7 protein-coding genes are annotated in these 10,512 nt (G+C 62.5%); 4 read left to right on the top strand and 3 right to left on the bottom strand.

Annotated features, from left to right (window positions below):
* Window positions 1–64 precede the first annotated feature (64 nt).
* The 3 genes from pfkA to elyC all read right to left on the bottom strand — a co-directional run bounded on the left by pfkA (window position 65) and on the right by elyC (window position 2,856).
* A complete protein-coding gene (pfkA, locus tag BN1120_RS16975; protein ID WP_010674852.1) occupies window positions 65–1,036 on the bottom strand; it encodes a 6-phosphofructokinase in 972 nt (323 codons plus the stop codon).
* 143 nt (window positions 1,037–1,179) lie between these two features.
* Entirely contained in the window at window positions 1,180–1,935 is a 756-nt protein-coding gene (gene tpiA / locus BN1120_RS16970; protein WP_029314576.1) for a triose-phosphate isomerase, read from the bottom strand.
* 135 nt (window positions 1,936–2,070) lie between these two features.
* On the bottom strand, window positions 2,071–2,856 hold the full coding sequence (elyC, locus tag BN1120_RS16965) for an envelope biogenesis factor ElyC (protein WP_042863923.1): 786 nt from the start codon (window positions 2,854–2,856) through the stop codon (window positions 2,071–2,073).
* A gap of 128 nt (window positions 2,857–2,984) precedes the next feature.
* Here elyC and cmoM point away from each other — a divergent pair, with 128 nt between their 5' ends.
* The 4 genes from cmoM to mukB all read left to right on the top strand — a co-directional run bounded on the left by cmoM (window position 2,985) and on the right by mukB (window position 10,386).
* Window positions 2,985–3,761, top strand: coding sequence for a tRNA uridine 5-oxyacetic acid(34) methyltransferase CmoM (cmoM, locus tag BN1120_RS16960; RefSeq protein WP_039040723.1), 777 nt, complete (start codon window positions 2,985–2,987; stop codon window positions 3,759–3,761).
* A 114-nt stretch (window positions 3,762–3,875) separates the two neighbouring features.
* Window positions 3,876–5,195 carry a chromosome partition protein MukF gene (gene mukF / locus BN1120_RS16955; protein WP_039040724.1) on the top strand — a complete coding sequence of 440 codons (1,320 nt, stop codon included), beginning with the start codon at window positions 3,876–3,878 and terminating at the stop codon, window positions 5,193–5,195.
* The gene (gene mukE / locus BN1120_RS16950) at window positions 5,176–5,913 is read left to right on the top strand and encodes a chromosome partition protein MukE (RefSeq protein ID WP_029314572.1); all 738 of its coding nucleotides are present in this window, start codon (window positions 5,176–5,178) and stop codon (window positions 5,911–5,913) included. Before mukF ends, mukE begins: the two co-directional genes overlap by 20 nt.
* A gap of 45 nt (window positions 5,914–5,958) precedes the next feature.
* A complete protein-coding gene (mukB, locus tag BN1120_RS16945) occupies window positions 5,959–10,386 on the top strand; it encodes a chromosome partition protein MukB (protein WP_042017163.1) in 4,428 nt (1,475 codons plus the stop codon).
* The last annotated feature ends 126 nt before the right edge of the window (window positions 10,387–10,512 follow it).

The following is a 10,512-nucleotide window of genomic DNA, read 5'->3' as shown; positions in this document are numbered from 1 at the left end:
ACGTAATTGGGACATAGCCATAAAAAAACCCTCCAGAGGAGGGTTTTTTGTCAGACCACAGCCCTTAGAACAGGGTGGTGGAGAGATCGTACAGCTCCTGGTTGAACGGGCGCTTCAGGTTCTCGATGCAGTCGATGATGTCGTGGTGCACCATCTCGTTGCCCTGAATGCCGACGCAGCGGCCACCCTGGCCCGCCAGCAGTTGCTCGACGGCGAAGGCACCCATGCGGCTGGACATGATACGGTCACGGGCAGTGGGAGAACCGCCACGCTGGATGTGGCCCAGGATGGTGGCGCGGGTTTCGCGGCCGGTCATGGCCTCGATGTCTTTCGCCAGGGCGTTCACGTCGGTGACGTGCTCGCAGATGGTGATGATGGCGTGCTTCTTGCCCTTGGCTTCCCCTTCCTTGATCTGTTGCAGCAGCTTCTCCTTGTCGAAGGCTACTTCCGGCACGATCACGTACTCGGCACCACCGGCAACGGCGGCAGACATGGCCAGATCGCCGCAGTGGCGGCCCATGATCTCGACCACGGAGATGCGGTGGTGGGAGCTGCAGGTATCGCGCAGGCGGTCGATGGCGTCCACGACCACGTTCAGAGCGGTGTCAAAACCGATGGTGAAGTCGGTACCGGCGATGTCGTTGTCGATGGTGCCCGGCAGGCCGATGCAGGGGAAGCCCTCTTCGGTCAGCTTCTTGGCACCCATGTAGGAACCGTCACCGCCGATGACCACCAGGGCGTCGATGCCGTGTTTCTTCAGGTTTTCGACCGCTTCGGCACGGACTTTCGGATCCTTGAAGGCGGGGAAACGGGCGGAGCCCAGGAAAGTACCGCCACGGTTCACGACGTCGGAGACGCTGTGACGCTCGAGCTTGACGATACGGTCCTGGTGCAGACCGAGGTAGCCATCATAGATGCCGTAAACTTCCAGGCCATGATGCAGACCGGCGCGCACCACGGCGCGGATGGCTGCGTTCATACCCGGTGCGTCACCACCACTGGTCAAAACACCAATACGTTTGATTTGTTTGGTCATGAGTGCCTCTGGATCTGAGTTGTCGAAAATCAAGATTCTGAAAAATACGGCTGGCCGCTTTTACTATATCGGCTTTCCTATGGCGAGAGGGTCCATAGGAAAGCGATATGCAAAGAGGGGCGGGGCCCCTCTTTGCTTGGCGCTTACTTGGCGGCGCCAGCGATGATCTGGGAGAAGTCGTCCACTTTCAGGGACGCGCCACCCACCAAGCCACCGTCGATGTCCGGCTGGCCGAACAGGTCGGCAGCGGTGGCGCCAGTCACGGAGCCGCCGTACAGGATCTGTACCTTGGCAGCCACGGCTGCATCAAAACCGGCCAGGTATTGACGGATGTGAGCATGCACGGATTGTGCGATCTCCGGGGTGGCGGTCTTGCCGGTGCCGATGGCCCATACCGGCTCGTAAGCGATGACGGCGTTCTCGAAGGAGGCGATGCCGCAGCGATCGATCACGGCCTTGAGCTGGGTCTCGACCACCTGGTTGGTGGTACCGGCTTCGAACTGGGCCAGGGTTTCACCGATGCACAGCACGGGGATCAGGCCGCCCTTCTGGATGGCTTCGTACTTGGCAGCCACCACGTCGTCGGTCTCTGCGTGCAGGGTACGACGCTCGCTGTGGCCGACCAGGGAGTAGGTGCAGCCGAAGGCTTTGAGCATGGAGGGGGCGTTTTCGCCGGTGAAGGCGCCGGACTCGTGAACGTCGGCGTTCTGGGCACCGTAGGCGATCTTGCTGCCAGCGGTCAGCTGTTCAACCAGACCCAAAAAGATAACCGGCGGGCAGACGGCCACTTGCACGGAAGGATGAGCGGCAGCGGCCGGGGTCAGTCCTTTGATCAGGGCTTCTACAGAAGCCTTGGTGCCGTTCAGTTTCCAGTTACCCATTACCAGGTGCTGTCTCATCTTCTATATCTCCTAGGCATTTGATTGCGCAACATTATATGAATTGAACCGAGCCCAAGATAGCTGACCCGGCGGCAAATGACGTAATTTTTTTTCGCTTTCCTGATCCAAATCAGGAATGCAAGGCGCGATTGCTCACTCGGTGACCTGCCCACGCAAACGGGCCCACCATACCCCAATCCACTCGTGAATGGCAGCCTCGGAATACATCAGATAACGCCCTTTGGGGAGGTAGCTGTAGAGGGGTTGTGGCTCCTGACTCTGCTTGGCGGTGTAATCGGTGGGAGCCGGCACCGCATCGAGTCCCTGACTGCGATAGAGGGCCATGGCCCGGGGCAGGTGGGTGGCCGAACTCACCAGCGCCACCCGCTTGCCGTTGAGGTGGGCGGCGATGCTGACCGCCTCGTCATGGGTGTCTTTGTTGTTTTCAAACAACGTCATGCGCGCACGCGGGATGCCAAGGCTTGCCGCCATGCGGGCGTTGACCTCGGCGTTCGACAGGGGATCCCCGGCCACGGCACCGGAGAAGACCAGCTCGGCTTCTGGATAGGCCAGAGCCAGGCGAACTCCTTCCAGGGTGCGCGCCAGGGAGATGTTGTTTTGCCAGGCGCGCTCTGGGATGGCCGGATCGCTCACATGACCGTTGCCCAGCACGACGATGGCCTGGATGTCAGGATGCTGGCTCACCTCGAAGGGGGGATAGGTCTGCTCCAGGCTGCGGGCCAGCTCGTAGCTCACCGGCCGCGTCCCCATCAGGGCGATGATCACCAAGGAGAGGGTCGCCAGCAGCCTGCCGCTTTTTTGAAAGCGGGTGAACCAGAGCAGCACGAGCGCCAGCACCAACAAGGAGAGAGAGAAGGGGAGCGGCATCAGCAGATGGCCCAGCCATTTCTTGATGACAAAGAAGTTGAGCTCGAACACGACAGAGACGTCCTTGAGTTTTCAGCAAATTCGGGATGTGACAGAATACCCCTCTTTTTTCCTGTGGCCCAATCCTGTGTGGTTCCTCCTGCGGCCCTCATGGCGGGGCGGTCGAAGATGAGTGTGTCTTGAAGCAAGATCAGAGTTTTGACGGGCGCGCGGACAAGTTCGCTCGCAACATTTACGACTCCACCAAGGGGCGCATTCGCACCACCATTGTCTGGAGTGACATCGAAGCCTGCCTGGCGCGCCTGGGCAACCGGCCGCTGCGCATCCTGGATGCCGGCGGCGGCTTTGGCTACTTCGCCCAGAAACTGGCGGCCATGGGCCATCAGGTGGAGCTGTGCGATTTGTCGGCAGAAATGCTGGATCTGGCCCGGGAGCAGATCGCCCAGAAGGGCTTGGAAGACAGAATTCGTCTCATCCATTGCCCCATTCAGGATCTCAAGCACCAGGTGACCGGCACCTTCGATCTGGTGCTCTGTCACGCGGTACTGGAGTGGCTCGCCGAGCCGCGCCAGACCTTGCTGGGTCTGTTCCCTTTCGTCAAGGCAGGGGGCATACTGTCGCTGCTTTTTTACAATCGTCACGGCCTCCTGTTCCAGAGCCTGGTGGTGGGCAATTTTGACTATGTGCGCCTGGGCCTTCGCAAGAAACGCCAGACCGCCCTGACACCCACCAATCCCCAGTTGCCGGAGCAGGTCTATGACTGGATAGGCCGGGGGGGATTGCGGATCATCGGCAAGACCGGGGTGCGTGTCATCCACGACTACATGCGCCACAAGCAGGATCAGGTCGAGAAGTTCGAGGACCTGCTGGCCATGGAGCAGCAATATTGCCGCCAGGAGCCCTTTGTTTCCCTGGGGCGCTACATCCATGTGATGGCCCAGAAACCGGCCGGTTGAGACACACCGGCGTGAATACGATGCGGGATCCAGCCGCCGGGGCGCCACCGACCCCGGCCTATATCACCACGGCAGGCAAAGACCTGCCGACTATAACAACGAGATGATAACGTCATGATGAGTACATCCCGTACCCTGCCAGAGACGGTGGGATGGGTCAGACAGGAGGGGTTGGCGCTGAACCTCCCCACCGACAGGCTGGCCTTTCTGATAGCGATCAAGACGCTCTCCGAGGACGAGTCTGATCTCTCGGAGGCCGCGCTGCACGATGCCTTTGGCTATGTCAGCAGTGCCTTCGGCCAGATGGACGAGACCCTCACCGGTCGCGCCAACAACGCCATCAACGATCTCATTCGTCAGCAACTGCTGTCGCGTTTCACCACCGACATGGTGGCGGGGGAGAGCCTCTACCGCCTGTCGCGCCTTGGCATGAGCATCGTCGATTTCTTCATGGATCAGCGCCAGGTGGACTCCATCAAGCTCTCCATCCTGCTCGAGCACCTGGCGGCCGAGCTCGACACCGCCCGCAAGGCGGCGCTCGAGACCAACACCCGGGAGCAGTGGGACGCCGAGGTGCTGCCGCGCCTCTCCTTCTCCTTGGAAGAGACGCTCGGGCGCATCGATCTCACCCAGCGCGCCATGGACGAGCAGCAAAACCAGGTCAAGAGCGAGATCGCGGCCCTGCTGACCCAGAACTGGGTCGATGCCATCCACAGCTGCGAGAAGCTCCTGCACGAGACCGGCCAGACCCTGCGCGAGTTGCAGGACACCCTGGACGCCGCCGGCCACCGCCTGCAGGCGGGGCTGCTCAACATTCAGGAAGCGGCCCAGGGGCGTGATGATCTGTTCCACGTCGAGGAGCTGACCCACGCCCTGCAGGGGCGTCTGGACGTCATCACCGCCTGGGGCCAGCAGTGCATCGAGCTCTGGTCCCGTTATGACAGGCACGTTCACAAGTTCATCCGCAACGCCATCGACATGGACAAGAACCGCGCCTTCAGCCAGCGGCTGCGGGAATCCATCCGCAACTTCGAGCAGCACAGCTGGTTGTTGCGGGTGGCCGAAGAGCCCCGTTTGCTGGAGCTGCGGGATGAAACCATCGCCATCCACGACGAGGAGGTGACCGGCGAGGTGCCCCTCGAGATGGAGTACGTGGAGATGGTGGACATCAACCAGGAGCTGGCGGAGCGCATCGAGCGCTACCTGGCCCGCTACCCGGAGCAGGGAGATCGGCTGGATCTTGCCGACGTGCTGCGGGAATACCTGCTGGACTACCCGGCTCATGCCCACTTCGACGTGGCGCGCCTCCTGATCGATCAGGCCGTGCGTCTCGGCCATGCCAGCGGTGAGCGCGAGCACCACCGCCAACCCGCATGGAAACCCATCAACCAAGCTGGATCCAAGGTTCAGGCCTATGTCATCGATCAATACTGAATTCCCCTTGCCCCTGCGTCTCGCAGAGGCCATCGCCAACCCCTTGTTTCCGCGCATCGACACCGCCCTGCGCTCCGGTCGCCACATCAGTGCCGACGAATTCGAGCAGCACTCTGCCCTGGTGGAGTACCACCAGGAGCTGGAGATCTTCTACGGTCGCTATCAGGTGGAACTCATCAAGGCGCCGGAAGGCTTCTTCTACCTGCGTCCGCGCCCGAGCGCCGACATCGGAACAACAGTGTTATCTGAGCTCGATATGCTGGTGGGCAAGGTGCTCTGCTACCTGTTCCTGAGCCCGGACAGGCTCGCCTCTGAAGGGGTGTTCGCCATGGGCGAGCTGCAAGAAGAGGTGCTGAGTCTGGCGGACGAGAAGCAGCTGCTGCGGATGGTCAACAGTCGCTCCGGCGGTACCGATCTGGACAAGAAGAAGCTCCTCGAGAAGATCCGCACCTCCATGCGTCGCCTCAAGCGCCTCGGGATGATCACCCCCCTTGGCAACAGCGACAAATTCCGGGTCAACGAATCCGTGTTCCGCTTCGCCGCCGATGTGCGCTCCGACGAGGATCCCCGCGCGGTGCAACTGCGGATGATCCAGGAAGGGGAAGCCATCTTCCATGACGACGAGATGCCGAGCAGCGATTCCCTGTTCGAGGATATCGAAGAGGATCTGGACGAAGAGCAGCTGGAGCTGGAGGTGGAAGATGATCTGCAACGTTAATGTGTCGGCACTGATGGTGTCTGCCGGTTTGATGGAGAGTGTGGCGTGAGAGGCAAATTCAAATCCCTGACCATGGTCAACTGGAACGGCTTCTTCGCCCGCACCTTCGATCTCGACCAGCTGGTCACGACCCTGTCCGGCGGCAACGGCGCGGGCAAGTCCACCACCATGGCGGCCTTTATCGCGGCCCTCATTCCCGACCAGTCACTGCTTCACTTCCGTAACACCACGGAGGCGGGCTCCTCCAGCGCGTCCCGCGACAAGGGGCTCTACGGCAAGCTGCAGCGCGGCCACTGCTATTCGTTGCTGGAAGTGATGAACAGCCGCGAGCAGCGGATCTGGGTTGGCGTCCACCTCGAACAAGTGGCCAACCGTGACAACAAGGTCAACATCACCCCGTTCGCCCTGGTGGATGTGCCCGAGCACCTGGCGCCCACGGATCTGCTGCTGGAGAAGCTCGACGACGGTAAGGGGCGGGTACGTGCCTTCGCCGATCTGAAGGGGGCGGCAGCGGAGCTCGGCGCCATCAAGGTCGCCAAGTTCAATACGGTGACCGATTATCACAACTTCATGTTCGAGTTCGGCATCACCCCGAAGAAGCTGCGGGATCAGAAGGATCGCGGCAAGTTCTATCGCCTGATCGAAGCCTCCCTCTACGGCGGCATCTCCTCGTCCATCAGCCGCTCCCTGCGGGAATACCTGCTGCCGGAGAACTCCGGCGTGCGCAAGGCGTTCCAGGACATGGAGGCGGCCATCTACGAGAACCGCCGCACCCTGGAAGCCATCAAGGAGACCCAGGGTCAGCGGGATCTCTTCAAGAATCTCATCACCGAGACCACCCACTATGTGGCCGCGGAGTATGTGCGGGGCGCTGCCGAGAAGAGCCGCCTCTCCGAGCTGGCCCTCAAGGCACGCTCTGAGCTCGCCGGCAAACGCCGCCTGCTGGCCGAGGAGAAGCAGCGTGCCATCTATCTGGCGGACGAGGTGGATCAGCTCACCAACCGCGAGAAGCTCCTGACCGACGAGCTGGAGTCTGCCGCCGAGCACCTGGCCAAGGTGATGGCGGCCGTGGCGCTGCAAAAGAAGATTGCCCTCTATCGCGCCGATCTGGCGGAGCTCAACGACAAGCTGGAGCAGCAGCAGGCGGTGGTGGAAGATATCCACGGCCAGTTGCTGGAGGTGGAAGAGCGCAAGGAGCTGGCCCAGGCAGAGGTAGACAGCCTCAAGACCCAGCTGGCCGACTACCAGCAGGCGCTCGATATCCAGCAGACCCGCGCCATCCAGTACCGTCAGGCGGTGCAGGCCCTGGAAAACGCCCGCGAGCAGTGCGAGCTGCCGGGGCTCGAGCCTGCGCAGGCGAGCGACACCCTGCACCAGTTCCGCGCAGCCGAGCAGAGCCTCACCAGCCGGGTGCTGGGGGCCGAGCAGCAGTTGGCGCTGGCCAAGGCTGCGGTGGCCGAACACGAAGCGGCGCTGGCGCTGCTGCTCAGCATCGCCCCCGAGACAGTGCGCGAGGCCGCCTGGCCCACCGCGCAGGGGCTGCTCAAGCGCCACATCGAGGACAAGGCCCGCATTGCCCAGGGCCAGGGTCTGCGCGCCGCCCTGGCTCGCCTCGAGAAAGAGAGCGAGAGCCAGAAGACCCTCTTGCGGCTGCGAGACGAGCTGCAGCAGGCCTCTGGCCAGCTGATTGCCAGCCAGGACGAGCTGGAGATCTTCCTCGAAGCCCAACGCACCCGCCAGGAGGAGCTCTCCGAGCAGCAGGCGGAGGCCAATCAGCGCCGCGCCAGCCTCGAGCATCAGGGCACCCAGCTGGGCCGCGATATCGCGGAACTGACCAAGCTGGCCCCGCGCTGGCTGAAATCCTTTGAAAAGCTCGCGCAGTTGCGCGAGCAGAGTGGCTTGGCCTTGGCCACCGCCGAAGAGCTTTCGGCCGGTATGCAGACAGTGCTCGACAAGGAGCGCGAGTTCGAGCAGGAGAGCAACCGCATCGCGGCGCAGAAACAGGGGCTGGAGCTGCAAATTCGCAACCTGCAGCTGGGGGCAGGCGAGGCGGACCCCCGTCTTGCCCGCATCGCCGAGCAGGTGGGGGGCGTGCTGCTCTCGGACGTCTATGACGACATCTCCATCGATGATGCCCCTTACTACTCCGCGCTCTACGGCCCGGCTCGCAGCGCCCTGGTGGTGCTCGACCTCGAAGGCGCCATCGAGCGGCTGAAAAAGCTGGAAGATTGCCCGGAAGATATCTACCTCATCCAGGGCAACCCAGACTCCTTTGACGAGGATCTGGTGGAAGCGGATGAGCTGGGGGACGCCGTGCTGGTGCGCACCAGCAAGCGTCAGGTGCGCTTCTCCCGCTACCCCGAGCTGCCGCTGTTTGGCCGCGCCGCCCGGGAAAAACGGATCGAGCAGCTCGATCTTGAGCGGGAAAACCTCATCGAGGGCTACGCCAAGGCCGCCTTCGAGCAGCAGAAGTACCACCGTCTCTATGGGCATTTTCGCGACTTTATCGGTCAGCATCTGGATATCGCCTTCCGCCCGGACCCCGAAGCCGAGGTGCAGGCCAAACAGGCCGAGCAGCGCAAGCTGCAAGAAACCATCGCCGAGTGCGACAAGCAGCTGAGTGATGCCAAAGCCGCCGCCGCCCAGCTGACCCGCCATATCCAGCTGGTGCAGGGGATGCTGCCCTTTGCCCACCTGTTTGCCGAGGCAGACCTGGCGGCCCGCCTCGAGGCGGCTCACGCCGACGTGGAGGCGCTTAAAACAGCCGAAGCCTTTATCGCCAAACACGGCAAGGCGCTGGAAAAACTGGAAACCATGGTGCAGGTGCTGCGCCAGGATCCCCAGGATCTGGCGGCCCTGCAGGCGGCCTTTGACGAGGTGAGTGACCTGCTGGCCGAGCAGAAGCGCCGCTGCTACGCCCTCGATCAGCTGGTGGCCCGTTTGCCGCACTTTGCCTATCAGGATGCGCAAGACCTGCTGGGCAAGGCCTCCGAGATGAGCGAGCGACTCAAAGAGAAGCTCAAGGCGGCGGAGCTTGCCGCCCGCACCGCCGGTGAGCAGCACAAGCAGATCACCCAGCGCCACACCGAGGCGCTGCAACTGCGCACGGCGCTCGATTCCAGCGCCTCGGCCAAGGGGCAGACCCTGGCGGAGTTCGAGCAGGAGCTGGCGGCCATGGGGCTGACCCTGTCGGATGACATGGAAGAGAAGGCCCGTGCCCACAAGAAAGAGATTGAAGAGCTGCTTATCCGCACCCGGACCCGCCGCACCAGCGCCGAGGCCCAGTTGCAGGTGTGCAAGCGCGAAATCGAATCCCTTGGCGGTCGTCTCAAGCTCGAAGGCAAGGATTACTACAGCGCCCGCAAATCCCTGGTGGGTCACAAGGCGAGCTGGTCGCGGGTGGTGCGTCTGGCACGGGAGACCGACGTCGAGAAGCGTCTGAACAAGCGCGAGCTGGCTTATCTTGACAGCGACGAGCTGCGCTCCATGTCGGACAAGGCCCTCGGCGCCCTGCGGGTGGCGGTGGCCCACGACGAGGCCCTGCGCGATGCGCTGCGTCTGTCGGAAGGCAACCGCAGCACCGAGCAGAAGGTCGCCTTCTACGTGCAGGTCTACCGTTACCTCAAGGATCGCATCCGCAACGACATCATCCGCTCGGACGATCCGGTGGAAGCCATCGAGGAGATGGAGATCGAGCTGGCGCGCCTCGCCGACGAGCTCAAGCAGCGGGAAACCCATCTGTCCCTCTCCTCCCACGAGGTGGCGGCCAAGATCACCAACATCATCCGCCGGGAGCAGAACCGCATCCGGGTATTGAACCAGGGCCTGCAGAACATCGCCTTCGGTCTGGTGCGCGGGGTGCGTCTCAACGTCAATATCCGCGAGGCCCACACTCGCCTCCTGACCGCGCTCGCCGATCAGAGCGCCATGCACAACGATCTCTTCGCCGACAAGGAGCTCAGCTTCTCCGAGGCCATGGCCAAGCTCTTCCAGCGTCTCAACCCGCAGGTGGAGCAGGGGGAGCGCAACTATCAGGTGATGGGGGACGTGCTGCTGGATTATCGCAACTACCTGGAGCTGGAGATCGAGGTGCAGCGCGGGGCCGACGGCTGGCTGCGGGCCGAGAGCGGCGCCCTCTCCACCGGCGAGGCGATCGGCACCGGTCAGGCCATCCTCTTGATGGTGCTGATCAGCTGGGAGGAGGAGTCCCGCCGTTTGCGCGGCAAGGACATCGCTCCCTGCCGCTTGTTGTTCCTGGACGAAGCGGCGCGGCTTGATGGCAAATCCATCGCCACCCTGTTCGAGCTGTGCGAACGCCAGGACATGCAGCTGCTTATCGCCGCGCCGGAGAACATCAGCCCCGAGAAGGGCACCACCTACAAGCTCATCCGCAAGGTGCAGGGCAAGCACGAACATGTGCATGTGGTGGGGCTGCGCGGCTTTGGCTTTGCCGACGACAAGCTCATCGCCTGACATCTTCCCCTGACAGGGGCTGACGGGTGAACACACAAACGGGAGGCTTGGGCCTCCCGTTTTCCATGGGAAATATGAGAGAGTAGGCCCCTGTTAACGGAAGCCCGACTGGCGATGCCGGTCGCT

The organism is Aeromonas caviae, assembly GCF_000819785.1.
Lineage (GTDB): Bacteria > Pseudomonadota > Gammaproteobacteria > Enterobacterales > Aeromonadaceae > Aeromonas > Aeromonas caviae.
Note: the sequence above shows the minus strand (reverse complement) of the source record. Positions and strands in the feature narration are given on the sequence as shown.

What these genes read in the sequence shown, in the direction of transcription:
- tpiA (WP_029314576.1), bottom strand. Translation starts at nt 1,935, where the DNA reads ATGAGACAGCACCTGGTAATGGGTAACTGGAAACTGAACGGCACCAAG.
- pfkA (WP_010674852.1), bottom strand. Translation starts at nt 1,036, where the DNA reads ATGACCAAACAAATCAAACGTATTGGTGTTTTGACCAGTGGTGGTGAC.
- mukE (WP_029314572.1), top strand. Translation starts at nt 5,176, where the DNA reads ATGTCATCGATCAATACTGAATTCCCCTTGCCCCTGCGTCTCGCAGAG.
- mukF (WP_039040724.1), top strand. Translation starts at nt 3,876, where the DNA reads ATGATGAGTACATCCCGTACCCTGCCAGAGACGGTGGGATGGGTCAGA.